The sequence below is a fragment of the Vineibacter terrae genome (genome assembly GCF_008039615.1).
GTDB classification, from domain to species: Bacteria; Pseudomonadota; Alphaproteobacteria; order Reyranellales; family Reyranellaceae; genus Vineibacter; species Vineibacter terrae.
Genome location: NZ_VDUZ01000013.1, coordinates 64,464 through 81,350, shown reverse-complemented (window position 1 = coordinate 81,350; position 16,887 = coordinate 64,464). Strand labels below are relative to the sequence as shown.

Annotated in this window: 12 protein-coding genes; 6 read left to right on the top strand and 6 right to left on the bottom strand. The window is 61.9% G+C overall.

All coding sequences use genetic code 11. The features are described from left to right. Positions 1 to 33: 33 nt before the first annotated feature. Positions 34 to 2,190, bottom strand: a complete 2,157-nt coding sequence (locus FHP25_RS13635) for a glycosyltransferase family 2 protein (RefSeq protein ID WP_218578366.1) — start codon at positions 2,188 to 2,190, stop codon at positions 34 to 36. 78 nt (positions 2,191 to 2,268) lie between these two features. After that, complete coding sequence (locus FHP25_RS13630; protein ID WP_147847483.1) at positions 2,269 to 3,072, bottom strand: ABC transporter permease; 804 nt, start codon at positions 3,070 to 3,072, stop codon at positions 2,269 to 2,271. A 76-nt stretch (positions 3,073 to 3,148) separates the two neighbouring features. On the opposite strand from FHP25_RS13630, the gene FHP25_RS13625 reads away from it, so the two are divergent. The 5 genes from FHP25_RS13625 to FHP25_RS13605 all read left to right on the top strand — a co-directional run bounded on the left by FHP25_RS13625 (position 3,149) and on the right by FHP25_RS13605 (position 10,709). Then, the gene (locus tag FHP25_RS13625) at positions 3,149 to 3,802 is read left to right on the top strand and encodes an ABC transporter ATP-binding protein (RefSeq protein WP_147847482.1); all 654 of its coding nucleotides are present in this window, start codon (positions 3,149 to 3,151) and stop codon (positions 3,800 to 3,802) included. 73 nt (positions 3,803 to 3,875) lie between these two features. Next, complete coding sequence (locus FHP25_RS13620) at positions 3,876 to 5,144, top strand: lipopolysaccharide biosynthesis protein (protein WP_147847481.1); 1,269 nt, start codon at positions 3,876 to 3,878, stop codon at positions 5,142 to 5,144. Positions 5,145 to 5,273: 129 nt separating this feature from the next. After that, a complete protein-coding gene (locus FHP25_RS13615; protein ID WP_178133512.1) occupies positions 5,274 to 6,272 on the top strand; it encodes a CgeB family protein in 999 nt (332 codons plus the stop codon). Beyond that, positions 6,265 to 9,630 carry a glycosyltransferase family protein gene (locus FHP25_RS13610; RefSeq protein WP_178133511.1) on the top strand — a complete coding sequence of 1,122 codons (3,366 nt, stop codon included), beginning with the start codon at positions 6,265 to 6,267 and terminating at the stop codon, positions 9,628 to 9,630. The genes FHP25_RS13615 and FHP25_RS13610 overlap by 8 nt, the downstream gene beginning before the upstream one ends. Positions 9,631 to 9,800: 170 nt before the next feature. Then, positions 9,801 to 10,709, top strand: coding sequence for a methyltransferase domain-containing protein (locus tag FHP25_RS13605; RefSeq protein ID WP_147847478.1), 909 nt, complete (start codon positions 9,801 to 9,803; stop codon positions 10,707 to 10,709). An 83-nt stretch (positions 10,710 to 10,792) separates the two neighbouring features. Here FHP25_RS13605 and FHP25_RS13600 read toward each other — a convergent pair whose 3' ends face one another. The 3 genes from FHP25_RS13600 to FHP25_RS13595 all read right to left on the bottom strand — a co-directional run bounded on the left by FHP25_RS13600 (position 10,793) and on the right by FHP25_RS13595 (position 12,504). Next, positions 10,793 to 11,572 (bottom strand): class I SAM-dependent methyltransferase, encoded by a 780-nt coding sequence (locus FHP25_RS13600; protein ID WP_147847477.1) that lies wholly within the window; start codon positions 11,570 to 11,572, stop codon positions 10,793 to 10,795. 120 nt (positions 11,573 to 11,692) lie between these two features. Then, positions 11,693 to 11,857, bottom strand: coding sequence for a hypothetical protein (locus FHP25_RS40790; protein ID WP_178133510.1), 165 nt, complete (start codon positions 11,855 to 11,857; stop codon positions 11,693 to 11,695). Next, positions 11,854 to 12,504 carry a class I SAM-dependent methyltransferase gene (locus FHP25_RS13595; protein WP_147847476.1) on the bottom strand — a complete coding sequence of 217 codons (651 nt, stop codon included), beginning with the start codon at positions 12,502 to 12,504 and terminating at the stop codon, positions 11,854 to 11,856. The genes FHP25_RS40790 and FHP25_RS13595 overlap by 4 nt, the downstream gene beginning before the upstream one ends. Positions 12,505 to 12,964: 460 nt before the next feature. On the opposite strand from FHP25_RS13595, the gene FHP25_RS13590 reads away from it, so the two are divergent. Further along, complete coding sequence (locus FHP25_RS13590) at positions 12,965 to 14,176, top strand: hypothetical protein (RefSeq protein ID WP_147847475.1); 1,212 nt, start codon at positions 12,965 to 12,967, stop codon at positions 14,174 to 14,176. A 137-nt stretch (positions 14,177 to 14,313) separates the two neighbouring features. On the opposite strand, the gene FHP25_RS13585 is transcribed toward FHP25_RS13590, so the two are convergent. Then, entirely contained in the window at positions 14,314 to 16,854 is a 2,541-nt protein-coding gene (locus tag FHP25_RS13585; protein WP_147847474.1) for a glycosyltransferase, read from the bottom strand. Positions 16,855 to 16,887 lie beyond the last annotated feature (33 nt).

Genomic DNA, 16,887 nt, shown 5'->3' with positions numbered 1-16,887 from the left:
CGACATGAGCAACATCCGGACGGTCGCATTCTCCTAGCGCGGTTCCGGTAGCCGGTCCAACAGGATAAGGCGTCCATCGGAGTGGCCGCGGTTGAACCACGGGCTGAATGCCGGATCCTCGAACCGGTCCGTCGCGTGGCGTTCGCGCAAGGCGGCCTTCTCGCGTGCGAAGCGAGCCATGTTGGCCGGCAACTCGTCGCTGCCCCGCGAAACAGATTCGTAGTGGACCAGCGTGGCGAACGGCGTCCATACGATCCGGTAGCCGCGCTTACCGGCACGCAGGCAGTAGTCGACATCATTGTAGGCGACAGCAAAGACTTCTTCGTCGAACAAGCCGACCTCGTCCAGGCACGCCCGCGAAATCAGCATGCAGGCGGCCGTCACAGCCGACAGCGACTGCCGCACGTGGAGCCGGCCCATCATCCCGGGAAAATCCTGCGGCTTGGCATGGTACCAGTGCCCCGCTAGGCCAGACAGCCCCACGATCACGCCCGCGTGCTGTAGTGACCGATCGGGATAGAGCAAGCGTGCGCCGACAATGCCAGTACGCGGATAGGCCAGGCACGAGACCATCTCCCGCAGCCATTGGGAATCCGTGACCTTGATGTCGTTATTCAGCAGCAGGACATGCTCGCCCGCGGCAAGCCGGATGCCGCGATTGACCTGCCGCGAGAAGTTGAAGGCCTCTGGTTTGATCTCGACCTGGAAACCTGGCACCTGCGCGCGAGCCTGCTCGTAGAGCTTCAGCACACGCGCATCCGTCGTCCCGTTGTCGACCACGATGATCTCGCGCTCAGGATAGTCGGTCCGCGTCGTCAGGTCCTCGAGCAGGCGAGAGATCAGCTCGTACGAGTCCCGGCTGGGAATGATGATGGACACCTTCGGCCACGCCTTTATGGCATTGTCGAAGCGCAACCGGTGCAGCGTCGGCGCGATTGCTCCTTCAATCGGCAGCGGCGCCTCGGGCGACCCGTACTGCTCCCCCAGCGCCTGTCGTGCGCTCTTCAGCGCACGGTCAAGCGACGTTGTGGAGAAGCTCTGGTCGTGCCGCCGCCACAGGTAAGCTGGGAAAGGCAGATGCAGTATCTCGTGGCGCGGCAGTCCGGCTAGATACCGCAGCAGGAGATCGTAATCCTGCGAGCCGTCGAACCCTGATCGCAAGCTACCGATCGCCAGTAGCCGGGCGCGGCGATAAAGTGAAAGGTGGTTGATGTAGTTGACGCCCGACAGCAGCACAGGGTCGTAGGCTGGTTTCATATGGTAGCCGACGGGTTTCAGCGCCCCGTCCGTGATCACCTCGTCGGTGTACAGGAACGCCGCCTCAGGGTGCTCGTGCAGGGCGTCCAGGATGCGGGCCACGGCAAACGGAGACAACGCATCGTCGTGATCGACCAGCCCGACCCAAGCACCGCGCGCTGCCGCAATGCCGGCGTTCGTTGCGGCCGCGATGCCGCGATTATCGCGACTGGCAACCATCTTCACGAACGGCGCGTTTGCGTGTGCCGACAGCCAAGTGCGTGTCTCGCTTAAGGTCGAGCCGTCGTCGCTCAGGACCAGCTCGGCCGTTCCTTCGGGCTGGGCGCGGAACGAGGCATAGAGATCGTCCAGGTGCCGTGCCGAGGTGTTATAAACAGGTACGACGAAGGACAACTGCAGTTCGGGTGAGGCGAGCGTCTGGGCCTCGACCGGGGTCAGGGCCGCCATGGTAAGCACTTTCACGTAGTGCTGGGCGTTGCCCTTGAACCGCCGCTTCGCCGGCGCCACGAAGCCGTGCCGGTCCTCTGCGTCGCTGAAGATCTCGCAGACCGGCGCAGGCCCCTTTCCGGCCATCATTCCCTCGATGGAACTGGCAACCATCCGCTGCACGGCATGCCGGCTGCGCGCCACGCGGGCCCAGAACCTGAAGCGCACCGGTCGACCTGACAGGACCAGCCGGACGTGTCTGACTGAGGAGCCGGAGATCGCGTAAATGCCAAGGCCGGCGTGGTTCAGCTTGCGGACGTCAGGTGCCCGGTCTGGTCCGTAGTTTACCTCCAGGCATGAATTCAGCGGACTGTCCGATGCGGCGAGGAACAGCACGCAATAGCGCGCAAGCCCGAAGCGCGGGCGGACCGTGAACACCACCCTGTCGGCTGTGGCCTGCCAAGTGGACAGCCCCGTCCGCTTGGCGCCGACGGCGGACAGGCTCAAGAATGGGAACATCAGCGCAGCTTGCCGTGGCGCGGGTTTCGGTCTCGTAGAACGCCGGAAGCGTCGGCTATATACCGGTTATCTCGCCATCAGAAGGTGCCCACGAACAAAGCGCTCGATAACAAGACCCACGGAAATGTGCACCAAGCCGAACCAGATAGCATAACTCTTGTCGAGGATGGTCGAATAGCCCTCGTAGTACGCCGAGCGCATCCATTCGACGGTCTGGAGCACAGGATTGAACGACAGGAGATATCGAACGATTTCCGGCATCGCGCTGGGCACAAAGTAGATCCCCGAGATCATGTACATGGCCACGATCACCAGAGCATAGCCGGTGCCCCAGGTCGGAACGGCCATGGCGATGATACCGTTGACGATGCCGAACCCGGCGCCCAGCAGCATGGCGGCGCCCAGCGCATAGCAGGCCTGGACGAGATCCATGGGCATGAAATCGATGCCGAACATCCAGAGGATGAACAGCAACAAGATGATGGAGCAGAAATGGCCGAGGGCCTCGAGCAGAGTGCGCGCAAACAGCACGTCCAGCGTCTTGATGACGGGAAACGCCAGTAGCGCCTTGTTGAAGATCAGCGCCATCATCGTCCAACGGGATATGTAGCTGTACGCCATAAAGGGTACCAGCCCGGTGGCAAAGAACAGGGTCAGACTTTCACCGTAGGGTGTACTGCGGCCGAGCAGCGTGAAGATGGCTAGCAGGATCAGAATGTGGACCAGGGGCCATCCGATCATCACCAGATAGCCTACCCCATGCCCGAAGAACCGGGTCCTGATGTCGCGCAGCATGATGGCGACGATGACGCGGAACTGAAGTTGTAGCAGCGCGAATGTCGACTGCGTGGTACCAGTTGAGATGTGCATCGACCTACCGTATCAGGTCCGCGTCTCGATTCCGCGGCCGCCCATGCTAGAATACTGAGCGAGATTTTGTGGCAAAATGATCCAGCTCGATAGCGTATTCAAGTTCTACAAGACGCCGCAGCACATGAAGGTCGTGCTCGACAACGTCTCGGCTGTCTTCGAGACTGGCTGGTCTTATGGCCTGCTGGGTGTGAATGGGGCCGGGAAATCGACAACCCTGCGGTTGATCGCGGGGACCGAGTTGCCCAACGCCGGTCACATCCGGCGCAACGTCCGGGTCTCCTGGCCCTTAGGCTTTGGTGGCAGCTTCCATCCCCAGGTGAGCGGCCGCGATAATCTCAAATTCGTTGCGCGCATTTATGGCGAGGATGTGCGCCGCGTGGTGCGCTTTGTCGAGGATTTTTCGGAGCTGGGCGACTATCTGGACGCGCCCGTGCTCACCTATTCTTCGGGTATGATAGCGCGGCTTGCATTCGGCCTCTCGATGGCCATCGAATTCGACTGCTATCTGGTCGACGAGATCACCGGCGTCGGCGACATGCGCTTCCAGCGGCGCTGTGAAGATGCCTTTGCCGCCCGTCGGGAGAAAGCCGATCTGATTGTCGTCTCCCACTCCATGGCCACAATAAAGTCCTATTGTCGTCGGGGCGCGGTTCTTGTCGATGGTCACCTCATGCAGTTTGACAATGTTGATAAGGCGATCGAGGTGTACAATCGCTTGAACCGCTAGCCGGCGTGCCGGGCAGGTTAGTGTCAGGTTTGGGACGGTTCCAGGGCAGCGCACGCGGTAGAAGGGCAAGAGCATGAGCGACAACGAGGTTTCGCCTCCTGACGAGAAGGCGCCTGCCCTGCGCCGGGCCGAACTGATGTCGCGCTCCCTGGCGGAGACGGCCCGCCGCTTCCGCATGTCGAAGCGCAGTCGCCGAGCCTTCGGAACCGGCACGTTCCGGATGCGGCGTCACGCACGGCTGTTCCGGACGATCTTCATGGTCAGCTTTGCGTTGGTCGTGGTCGCGCCCACCCTCACCGCGGGTGCCTATTTCGGCCTCATCGCCTCGCCGCAGTACGTCGCGGAAGCAAAATTTGCCGTGCGCACGGGCGAGCTTCCCAAGATCGACGGCATGGGCGCGTTGACGGGTATGCCACTGGCCAAGATCGCCCAGGACACCCAGGTGGTGACGAGCTATATGGAGAGCCGCGCGCTTGTGGACGCCCTGGAGCAGCGTATCGGATTGCGCAGTCTCTACAGCGCCGATGACGTCGACTGGTTCGCCCGCTTCGATCGGGAGAAGTCCATTGAGAAGCTTGTGAAATACTGGAAGTCCATGACCGATACCCGCATCCAGATCCAGTCGGGCATTGTGGACTTTACGGTCCGCGCTTTCAGCGCCGAGGACGCCAAGCGCATCGCCGACACCGTGATCGAGCTTAGCGAGGCGCTGGTCAACGACATGAACGGCCGCATGCTGCGCGCCACCGTGGCCGACGCCGAGCGCGAGTTCGAGCGTAGCGCTGAGCGGCTCAGCCGGGCGCGCATCGAGTACCAGAAGGTGCGCAACACGGAGGGCACGCTGGATGCCACCCAACAGGGCAAGGCCCTGGGCGATCTGATCACGGCCCTGCAGGGCGAGCGCCTCCGGCTGCAGCAGGAATACGAGACGCAGCTCAAATATGTCGCGACCTCAGCCCCGCAGATGCGCACCCTCAGCGCCCGCCTCGGCGCTCTGAAGGACCAGATCGCAGAGCTGGAAGCCAAGCTCACCACACAGCGGGTCAGCACAGCGGCCGACAGCAAGGTTCTCTCTGAATCGCTTACCAAGTTCGCACAACAGGATCTCGAGCGCAGGGTCGCCGAGCGCCAGTACGCGGTTGCGGCCGCGGCGCTCGAGATGGCGCGCATCGCCAGCGAGCGGCAGCTGGTCTACCTCGCCACGTTCGTGCGCCCATCGCTGCCCCAGGAGTCGCGCTACCCCAGACCGATCCTGTTCACGACGCTGACGTTGCTGGGGGCCTTCACTGTCTGGGCCGCCCTCTGCGCTGCCATCACTGGCGTACGCAATCACATGGCCTGAGGCAGGGACCGACCAACCGGTGCACGATCCAATCGGTGGCCGCGCCGGCGGCTGGGGACTGGGCTGCGCATGAGTTCAACTGTCGACACTATACGGCACGAGGTGGCCCGTGGTGGGCACGGTACACTCGTGGTCGTCTTCAGCACGCTTCCTGACGCGCTCAACCGGAATGCGTCGCTCGAACTCTACGCATCCGAGGCATTGGCGCGCCTGCTGGATGTCAAGGTCGCACGCACGTCGGCCAGCCTGGCACGGGAGACCGTCCTTGCCCTGAAGCCGGCCCTCGTTATCGGGATCGGCAGCGTGGTCCCCGACCACGTGGACTACGCCGCGGTGGCCCGCGCGTGCCGCCGGGTGCAGGCGCCCCTAGTCTACTGGCTGCACGACGATCCGTACGAATTCGACTACAACTGGAAGATCGAAGGCGGCTGCGACTGGATTTTCACCAGCGATCGCGCGACGATCGATTTCTACCGCACCTCGGCTGTCAGCCACCTGCCGCTGGCCGCTGATGTCACGCGGCACTTCCGGCCAATCGTGCCGATCCGGGAACGCGGCACCGATGTGTTCTTCTGCGGCGTCGGCTATCCCAACCGGCGGACTGTCGTCTCGACCATCCGTGACGTGCTGCGCGCCTGTGCGACCGAGATCCGGGGCGATGGCTGGGATGAGCGACTGCCGTTCTGCCGCAATGAGCGGCTCAGCCCGGAGGCCATGATCGACCGCTACGCCGCGGCGCGGATCGTCCTGAACATCGGCCGACAGTTCAACATCGGCAATCGCCAGTACGACCTCGTCCCCTCCACGCCTGGGCCCAGGCTGTTCGAGGCGGCAGCGGCGGGCTGTGTGCAAGCCGCCTTTCTCGAATCGGTGGAGCTGTTCGACTATTTTGCGCGCGACACCGAGATCCTGGCCTTCAGCTCGGTGGGAGAGTTCGCCGACATTGTAGACCACGTTCGCGGCGACCCCGATGCCGCGACGGCGCTCGCAGACCGCGCCCAGGCCCGGGCGCGCGCCGAGCATACCTACGACCATCGCATGCTGGCCATGCTGGATGTCCTGCAGAGAAACAGGCTGTTCAACCCGGCAGGCGCGGCGGCGCGTTCGGAAGACAAGACGCATGGCTGACGGCTTGAAGGTTGCCGTCTTCGGGACCGACCCCCAGACACGGAACCGCTACATCGTGCTGGCCGTCGCCGATGCGCTGCGCCGCCATTCCAGCATCGCGCGCGTGTCCCTGCCGACCTACGCCGACGTCGCACGCCATTGCGCCGACGAGCAGATCGACCTGCTGCTGGCGATCGGTGGCGGCGGCGCCATCGTCGAACCGCTGGAGCGCGCGATCAAGCATGCCCGAACGGCGGCGCTGTGGGTCACTGAGGACCCGTACGAGCTGCAGCGCAACGTCGAGCTGGCGCATCTCTTCGACATCGTCGCCACCAACGACGCCAATGCCAAGCAGCGGTACCCCGTGGACGTGCTGCATCTGCCGCTCGCCGCCTCCACTCTGTTCCACGATTGTCCGGTAGCGAGCAAGCCGACGGATTTCCTCTTCGATCTCTTCTTTGTGGGCACGGCTTGGCCGGATCGGGTGGACACCCTGAACGCGCTCCTGGCCATGCTGCCGCGATCGCTGCGAAAGAAGATCGGACTCAGCGGTAACCCGTTCCTGCCGGATTTCCACCTCGGTGACCTCGATCTCATCACCGACTTCCGATTGCCGCCACGCGAATTTGCCCGCATGGCCAACAGGTCGGTCGTCGCCCTGACATTGGACCGCGGCTTCTCGGCCGGACCGGCGCCGGACATCGCGGGCAGCACGCCGCCGCCCCGCGTCTTCGAGCACGCGCTGGCAGGCGCCGCTCAGGTCTACCTGACGGAGCGCCCGGACATCGCCGCCTACTTCAATGCCGGCGAGGAGATCCTCGTTGCGCAAACGGTCAGCGAGGCGGCGGCCGCGATCCGGCGCCTGGTCGAAGATCCTGATGCACGCCGGCGGATCGCCGAGGCTGCGCGTCGGCGGACCCTGGCAGAGCATCTTTACGAGCACCGGGTGGCAGAGCTCGTGGCGGCTGTGAAGCGAAACGGCCCACACCCTCGTCCGGTACATGCCACGACAGCACGCAAGCGCGTGCTTCTGGTGTCACACAACATTGTCGGCTCGCAGCCGTTCGGCGGCGTGGAACTCTACCAGGAAACCCTCGCCCAGGTCCTGTCGCACCATGATTTCCATGTGCTCTACCCGGACCGGCACACCGGCAAGCTGACTCTGCGCAACCTGGGCACGGGGGAGACGGAATCCTTCGCCGCAGGGCCGATCGATCATACCGTGACCAGCGACCGCCTTCGGGAGAAGGCCTTCTTCGAGGTACTGTTTCGCCACCGGATCGACCTGGTCCACTACCATCACCTGCTGGGTCATCCGTTGGGCCTGCCGCTGCTGTCATATGCGGCCGGCGTGCCCGGCGTCTTCCACGTGCACGACTATTTCGGCATCTGCCCCGAGTTCAATCTGATCGGCCAGAACGGGCAATATTGCCGGATCCGCGACGACCGGACCGACGTTTGCGATGCCTGCCTGGGCACACGCGGCCTCGCCCGACCTGGCGCTCAGGCTCGGCGGCGCTGGGTGATGTCGCAGATGCTGGATCGCATGGACGCGATCGTCCACAGCGTCGAATACACGCGCCGGAAGTTCATGGAGATCTACCCTGACCTCCCTGCCAACAAGCATCATGTCATCGGCAACTCAGCCCGCGCCGACACGCTGCGGGAGCTGGGCGCGCTGCGCGGCGGCGCTGACGACTCAGGGCGCGAGTCTACCCGCCGGCTGCAGGTCGCCGTTCTGGGCAATTTCACCCAGCCAAAGGGCGCCGAGCTTCTGATCGGCATCTTTCAGCGGTTGGCGCACGCTCCCATCGATATCCACATCCTGGGGCGGGTCGACGACAAGTTTGCGCGCATCCAAGACCAGCGCGAGTTCGGCAATGTCAGTGTCCACGGCGAATACGAACTGCGTCAGCTGCCGGATAAGCTGCGGGGAAAAGACGTTTCCCTCCATTTCTCGATTTGGCCCGAAACCTACTGCCTTGGCGTTGACGAAGCACGAGCTGCCGGGCTTGTGCCGATCGTGCTCGGCTATGGCGCGCTCGCCGAGCGCGTCAGGGACGGCATCGACGGCTTTGTCGTCGATGCCAACCACCCCTTCGACCTGATCGGTATTCTATATCGTCTGGTCAACGATCGTTCAGTGCTGGCAGGCATGCGCTACGGCCTCGACCGGCTGTTGAGCGACCACGATCGGCATTTCGCAAGGCTGGATGACCTCTACAATCGGCTCTGTAGTCGGCAGCCCGCGCACCAGACGTCCATCCCTGCCGGAAAGGGACGGACGCTGCTTCTCGAAGATCTGAACATTCGTTTCAACAACGGGAACTGGTCCAGCCCGACGGCCGCCTACGACGACAACCCTTTGCGGGGAAATTCAATCGCCGTCGGCATTGAGCAGCGCCAGCCGCTGACGCCACCCGAGCTTCTGACGGGGCGAGATACCGTGGCGACCGCCCCCGCCATGGCAGATGCCGATCACGGCATCTCGATCGTGCTTGGCGAGGTCCTGCAATCGATCTCGCGACCGCGCGTGTTGCGGCTGCCGCCGGTCAAACGAACCCTCGCCATGGCCGTGGGTGTACCCGTGCGCTCGAGATCCCGACCATTCGAGGTTGTCGTGGTCGGGTCGAAGCAATACCGGATTCCACTGCAGGACAGCACCATTCGCGCAACCGATCTGGTTTGGTCGACGGCGCACATCGACCTATCCGTCATCGAGGCAGATGTGTACGGCGTTGTCGTCACCCTTCACGCGGGCGTGCGGCTTGTGCGTTACCTGTCTGGCGTAAGGATAGTGCTGACCGACGGTCCGCTGCCTACACCGCCGACAACCGAGTCACGAGGCCCCTCGGTGGAAACCAAAGCCCGCCCACACGGGTCGCTGCCGACCCTGCGCCAGTCGTCCCGAATCCTGGCGATCAGGACTCGACGGACGCTGCAATCCGGTCTCGATGTCCTCGTTGCGGTCTCCAAATTCGCGCGCCGCCCTCGCCTGACGCTCCGGGCACCAAACGTCATCGCGCATGTAGACGCAATCAACGGTTCACGCCCCAGCACTTCCCATCCGACCAACGTCAACCGGAAGCAAGGTCTGACGGTCAGAGGATGGGCCGTACCTCGAGACCGAGACGCATCGTTCGACACAATCGCCATTCGCCTTGCGGGCAAGTCCGATATGCGCTCGGAATCTCTCCCGCCGATCGAGCGGCCAGACGTCGCGGCGCACTTCTCGAACGACGCGCTCCTGCACTCGGGCATAGAGTGCTCCCTCACCACTGAAAACCTCGAACCCGGCATCTACGAACTCGAGATCATCGCCTTTAACCGCAACGCACGACCGGAGAGCGTCGTAGCGGGACTAATCGAGATCGAATGATTCCGTCTGCACCTTTCGAACTTGGCGTACCCTCTGCCGTTCCTGCTCGCCTAAGACCTGCGTGGCTCACTGTGACGCTCATGATCCCTGTTGCTCTGGTGCCTCGGCCGCGTCAGGCTGCGCGAAGCTAGTGTATCCTTGAGGCTCACGCGAAGCAGAAATGGAGCGCGATGGTGCAAACTTGGGCGTCTTTCATTTCGCGAAGCGCAGCATGGGCGGTCCGTCGCGCGAAGCGGCGCACTGAGCACGGCACCCACCAGGATTCCGGCACGACGAACGAAGACGAAGATCCGGCCTTCTGGGCGACCCATCCGCACGACGATCTGGCAAAGCGCTGCGCCGCTCTACACGCCGAGAGCCGGCGTGCGTATCAGGAGCGTCTGGATGCTGAAATCCGCGGTGCGCGTGCCGGCATGGCTGCCGTTTTCGTGCACGGGACAGGCATCGAAGTCGGCGCCGGCACGCGACCGTGGCCAGTGCCACAAGGCGTAACCATCCTGTACGGTGACATCCGGAATGATGCAGAACTGCAGCGCTACTTCGATAAAGCCGGCAGCCCCAGTGTCGACCGAACCATCGACGCGCAGACCTATGCTGGCGTTGCCGACGAGTCTTGCGATTTCGTTCTGTCCGCACATGTGATCGAGCACCTGTTCGACCCGCTCGGGTCGATCGCCGCGGCGATGCGCACACTGAAGCCAAACGGCGTTCACCTCATCGCCGCGCCTGATATGCGCTTCACCTTCGATTGTAAGCGGCCGGAAACGACAGTAGAGCATATCCTTCGGGATTTTGAGGATGGCGGCGAGTCGACCCGTCTTCAGGCTTATGAGGAACACTGCCGGTTTGTGCATCCGACGTGGTCACCGCCTATCCCGGAGCACCAGATCCCAGCCACAGCCCGTCAAATTTGCGAGGGCGGCATGGACGTGCACGTCCACGCTTGGACCTATGACGGTTTTGCCGCGATGTTGGCTGCCGGGGCTGGTCTGATCGGCTTTCGCGTTGAGGCCGGTATGACCGTGGTCAACGAAAGCATCTTCGCGCTGCGCAAGATGAAGGATCAGGCTGCGTCGTAACTGCGAGCTCATCAAGCAGCTGATCGCCAAGGGATACGGTCCGCTGGTGGTCGGGCCGGCCTACGTGCTGCTCGATCCAGCAGTCAAGCCCGCCTGAGCGCAATGATGTCGTGATGAAAGTCCCATCCGAACTCGATCACGCCGAACATGCTGATCGCGGCATTGGCTGCCGCGAACTCGGCAAACCACGTCGGATTGATGAAGGAGACGCCGTAGCCCGATGTGGCAGCGTAGTCAAGATAACCGAAGCCATGCTTGCGGTAGGCGTCAATGGCTGGTTGGGCAGTGCCTTCGCCGAACATGTAATCGATCTGCCCCGATTCCTGGTATCTCACGGCCGTAGCGCCGTGGGAGCTGAAGACCATCAGGCCACCGGGATTGAGCCAGGACAGAAACCTGTCGAGCAGGGCGCGCGACTTCGGCTCGTCGAGGTGTGTGATCACCGACCCCGCAAAGATGAGGTTGAACGTCCGGCCTGGCTTGATCTCATCAATGTTGGTGCTGGAAATCAGCGGCACCGAGCCAAACGTCTCGGCACAAAACTTGACGCCATCCTCGGTGATGTCGGCGCCAACGATCGTTGCCTCCGGATAGATCGCGCGAAGCCATCGCAGCACGCGACCATGGCCGCAGCCGAAATCCAGGATCTGGCGAATATTGGTCACATCCCATGGCCGGGTGAACGACTGGATTGCCGAAGCCGCCGCGGCACCGACGCGCAGGTAGTGATCCAGTGTGTCGAACATCTGGTCTGCGGGCGCGATCTCGACGCGCGGTACGGCCGATACGCCGAAGGTCTTGGCGTGCGCCTCTGCTGGGCCAGCCACGGCCGGTACCTGCTGCTTGCGTCTGAAAATGTCCATTCAACTGCCTCGTACCTTGTCGCGGTGTTTGGCGATCTCGATCACCCGCTCTGCCATGGCAGTACTGTCGATCTTGCGGTTACGACTTGACGGCGAGATCGGGCGGTAGGTTGAGCCGGATCATGCGGCAGCCCATCCGGCGTAGGGGTCACAGACCAGTTCCGCGTCGATCAGCCACTGCGGATAGGATATCCCGACGCCGAACTCCTGCCAGCGCTCCCAGTCCTTGAGATCGTACCAGGCGACGGCGACGGTCATCGTCTCCGATTGCTTTCCACTGCTCATCCCTTCCGCAGGACGGTGATGCAATCGCAGTCCGGCATCTCACCCCAAGCGAACGTCCACTGCCGCAGCACCTCGAAGCCGCATTTCCGCGAGAGGTGCTTGAAGATGCGGGCCGTCATGAAGTTGCGCATGTGGGGGTTGTGGCGGAAGTCGCCGCCGGGGTTCGCATCGTAGTTGGAGTGGTGCAGCAAGGCGAGCGCGCCGGGCGCCATCACCCGGTGGAACTCGGGCATGTAGCTGGCGATGATCTCCATGTCGAAGTGCACCATCGCGTCGAAGCTGTAGAAGAAGGTGATGGTGGCATCATCGATGCCGGCCAGATCGAAGCCGTTGACCAGGACAGCGCGCGACTTGCCGGGGTCCATTGTCGCACAGAACCTGATGTTCTCTTCGTTCACGTCGATCATCATCACGTGGCCCGCGCCTTCCCGCAACAGCTTGCGGGCGTTCCTGCCGCGGCCGCAGGCAAAATCGACACAGCGGCTCATGTCGACGGGGATGCCAAAGAGCGCCGGCCTGATCAGCGCGTCCCATTGGCCGTCCATGTGGGAGTCGGCCACGCTGTGGTAGCTGTCGGCGACGGTGTCGCCCCACAGTAGCGCTTCATCCGCGACAACTTTCTGCAGCCGGTTGGCGTTTGCGGCCATTGGGATCTCCCTTCTTCTACGGGCATGCCTAGCCGGTTAGCCGCTGTCTGGCAACGGGGGCGCCAATAGATGACCCGCCGAAGATGCTAGCGCAGCATGGACCGCTCGCGCTCGCCCGCGCCATTTTGATCGCGCCGCTGCTTGCTGCGGTCGCCACGCTATGGAAGCGCGTGGTCAGCATGCAAACCGGTTAGCTTGAGATCGCCGAGGCACAATGTGCGCATGGCTGGGACTGTCTGCCAGGCCCCGGTATGGCAGCCTCGCTGACCGGGCCAGACGGCAGCCCTAGCGGTGGCACGCTCGCGAAAAAGTTACAGCCGCACGCTCGCTGCAACCGAAATATGCATACCGCGCACCGGTTCGGCTGTTGGTCGTCGGGGCCGGAGAGCATATACTGTCGCTAATAACTTAAAACGAACCAGGGGATAGGGTGTCTCTTCTATTTTATGTGGAGCCTGTCGTGTTTAGGCAGGATCCGTCTTTTCTTTTGCCCTGGGTTGGCTGGATCGAAGATATTGCCACAGCCAACCCACAGCGCCGGTGCTGTGTTGTCAGCAACGACTGGCTCCTTGGGCATTTCAGCAATCTAACGTTCAGCCAGAAGTTTGCGATATCAGCGCGGGACGCCTTGCAGGCACACGGTTTCCGCCGACTGCGTTACGGTAAGGATCGTGTCGGCCGAGCGGCGAGGTCCAACGGAAGCCTTGAAGCCCGATTGCGCGAAATAGCATCTCACGCGAAGCCCTCAGTCGTGGTCAGCTTTACGGAGAACGAAGCACTGAAGGCATCGTTTCTGGGCGCTCTCGTGCTGTACACGGAGCTTGGGTGCTTGCCCCGCTTGGGGGCGCCAGAAACGATGTTTCTCGACCCGTGCGGCCATCAGACCGGGCTGTTGGTTGTGGCGTGGGATCGGCTGGCCAGGATGGAGCCGCCACTCTCCACCGGTCTGTCGGAGGATCTGTGGGAGGCTCACCTCCAAGCGACCTTGCGGGAACACCCGGCCCACGAAGCAGCAAGGCATTGGGTTCGGGAATTGAGGCCGAGGCGCACTCGCCTCCTCGCTCTCCAACCGCCGGACTGGCTGACCTATGAAGGGCTCTACGGCCCGGTCCATCCAGAGGAACTCATCTACCGCGAAGCGTCTCGGCAGCCAGACGCTCTCCTGGTGCCGGCTTACCATCCCGGACACCGACTCTCTCCGGACATGGAAAAGTACATATCGGGAGAGTTCCCGAACGTCGTGTTTCCACCGAGAGAACTTTCGTCCGGTCGCGCCGAGCTGTTCGTGCCTTACGTCGATGAAGTGGTGACGATCTCATCGACGGTTGCGATGGCCGGGATCCTGGCCGGGAAGCCCGTTCGCACGCTGGGCCGGTCGGCTTTCAGGCGCGCGGCGGCTGCAATGACGAAGGTCCAAGGTGATCTTGCCGCCCAGAGCCGGCTGCGCCGTAACCTGCTGGCCTTTCTGAGCAACAGATATCTTCACCTGAAGGCGCGCCTCACCGGTGAGTCCGGCTATGCCAGCGATGTTGTGAGCCAGATCCCGCGCACTGACCCAGCCGATCATTATTTCGATTTTTCGGATTGGACTGTCGAGCGCCTCGTGGCACTCCTCGGATTGGGCTCTACCGTGCCTTTGGCCGCCGCGCCGGCCGCCTGCAAGCCTTCATAGGTCAGGTGGACCGATTGAGCAGGTGTCCCGATCACCGTCAGCGTCCTTTGCTTGAACAGCAGGTTTATGGCTTGCTCGAGCAGGGCATCGGTTAGGCTGATGGCGCCCAGCGCCGACAGTTGCTATAAGAGAAGCATCTACTTTGCGCCGCGATCCCCCACTTGTTCGATCGCCCGTGTCCAGGATTGGTGATACTGCTCCGCTATCGCTTGAGCCGAGAATCTCTCCAAAACCGAGAACCGAGCCTCCTCAGCAGCCCTTTTACACTCCGTTAGCGACGACCTGAAAACGTTGAACTGTCTCCAGTTCAGCTCTGGATTCCCGGACTCGTCAATCACGATTCCACACCGATATTCGTTCAACACCAGCGCGATATCGCCTACATCGGTTGCGAGCGCTGGCTTGCCAAGAGCCAAGGCCTCCAGCAGCACGATCGGCAAACCTTCGTAAGAGGACAAGATTACCAATCCGTCCAGAGCATTCACGATGTCAGCCACATTCTCATACCGCGGTATCGATGCGACGTTCGTGAGGGCGTTCATCCGGACAAAGCTGCTGCATTCATCGGCAAGCTCACCGTCTCCAACAAGAAAGAACTGATCCCCGTACCCAGCCTTGCCGGCCCGCATCGCCAAATCAAGAAAATCCAGCGGCCGCTTTTGATGGGTCAACCGCCCAAGACACCCGAATGCAAGCTGCCCCTTTTTTATGCCCAGCTTGGCCCGAAGAACTTCCTCAGCTTCTCTGCTCGCCTTCTGCTCTCCCAAACGAGCCGCATTGATACACGGGTAGATCATGTCTATCCGATTGCTCGGAATCAAAATCTTGGACACAAATTCCTTCTTGATTCTTGCATTCGTTGCGATGAATCGATCAAAGGATTGAATTCCACGCTGACGATACGACCCGATCCACCCATGTTCGGTGTCGTACACTTGCTGGTCGACAATAGCCGCTTTCGCGAATATGCGGCGGAGCACCTCCGCATTGGACGCCAACCACGGCGAGCCGTTACATATGTACACGACATCCGGCTCGAACGATCTCCTTATGCACTCCAATAGAATCGCGTGCCGGTCCACATCCGCCACCTCGGCCAGGTCCAGGCAGAGGATTCCCAGTTCATCCAACTGATGGTGCAGGCTGCCTTGATGGCTCTTCAGGCGCTCGGAGGTCACGACAATGAAGTCGTATCGGTCTCGGAGGTGCCGCAGAATCTCAACGGTGTTACGCTCCACACCTCCGGTAGCCATGAAGATCGGGAAGACTAGACAACGTAGTTTCGCGATTGGCGTACCGGTCGTCGTGCTGGTCGGTAGCCAGGCGACCTCCGCCCGCAACTGCGAGATAAGATGGCTGGCCCCATCCCCACCCACGAAGACATCGGCCCCCTCCCAGCACGCGTCTTCCAGGCCCGGCAGATCTCTGAAGTCCACTTCGTGAAATTCCGCCGGGGCCCTCCCTGAAGCGTGGCGAACAAGCCGCCCCTTTAAGGCCTTGCGTTTTGTTCGCCATGGTTTTGCCCCAGGGATGGCAACAACGCACTGCGTTTTTTCTTCGGTATCGCCGTCGACAGCAATCGCAGGCAATTCAGTCAGTGATCTCGACACGATGACGAAGTCGTAGTCCGGCTGCGCAAGCGCCAACGAAACATTGGCCAATGCGCGCGCTCCAAGGTCGGCCACGCCCGGCGGCGCACGCAGGATGAAGTCGTTGTCAGAGTGAGCGGCCTTGGAAGCGGAATCGCAACCGACGTCTCCGACCGACGATTCGGGTGTATATCCCTCAACATCACTCGGGTCTTGCCGGATAGTTACTCTTCTAATGCCGACCGATGTCCCGTCAGCACCGCAGACATCCCGAGACCAGACTACCCGGCCAAGGTGGCTATTGTGCTCCAACGCTACTCTGACTAACGGGTCGTCCTCGATCTCTGGATGCTCATCAAGCAGCCACGAAAACAGTCTCACAACCTCGCCGTCCACATGAGGCGACGGCTCCTTGATCGTATTCGCAGAGTGCGCCCGATACCGCGTCAACGGGTGTGCGCAAAACGAGGCTCTGCCGTGAACAGCCGCCCTGAGAGCAAAATCCCAGTCATGGGTATACCTGAGGTCCCGAAAGCCCTTGAGACGCTCGAAGAGGGCCTTCGTGAATACCATGTTACTGGTGGTACAGATGACATTCTGCGAGCACAGGATGCGGAGCAGATCGAATGAGCTTTGGATCCAAATACCTTGAAGCGCCTCAGGGAGGGGATATTCGGGCTCGAATTGACCTCGCTTAGTACCTATGACGCGCGACACCTCATCGACAATGATCATCGTTCCCGAGACAAATTCGGCCTTCTCCATCCGGATCAGGCTTCGCAGGACCTCGAAGCGACCCGGAAGAAATTCGTCGTCAGAATTCAACACCGCGATCCATGGACCTGATGCTTGCCGGCACAATTCATTCAGACGATAGTGAGCTCCTCGGTTACCGGCTGCCGCAGATTCAAGCTCCCTCACCCGCGGAGCGTACTGCCTGCAGAGGTCTTGAAGGACGAGCCGCGAACCGTCACTGGACCCATCGTCGACCAGCAGGACTTCCTTCACCAAGTCCGATCGCAGGCCTGACTCGACGGCAGATCGCAGATACTGCGCGTGGTTGTACACCGGTATGACTACACTGAACATTCGCCCCAACCGTTTCGCTGCAGCGGCATTGCT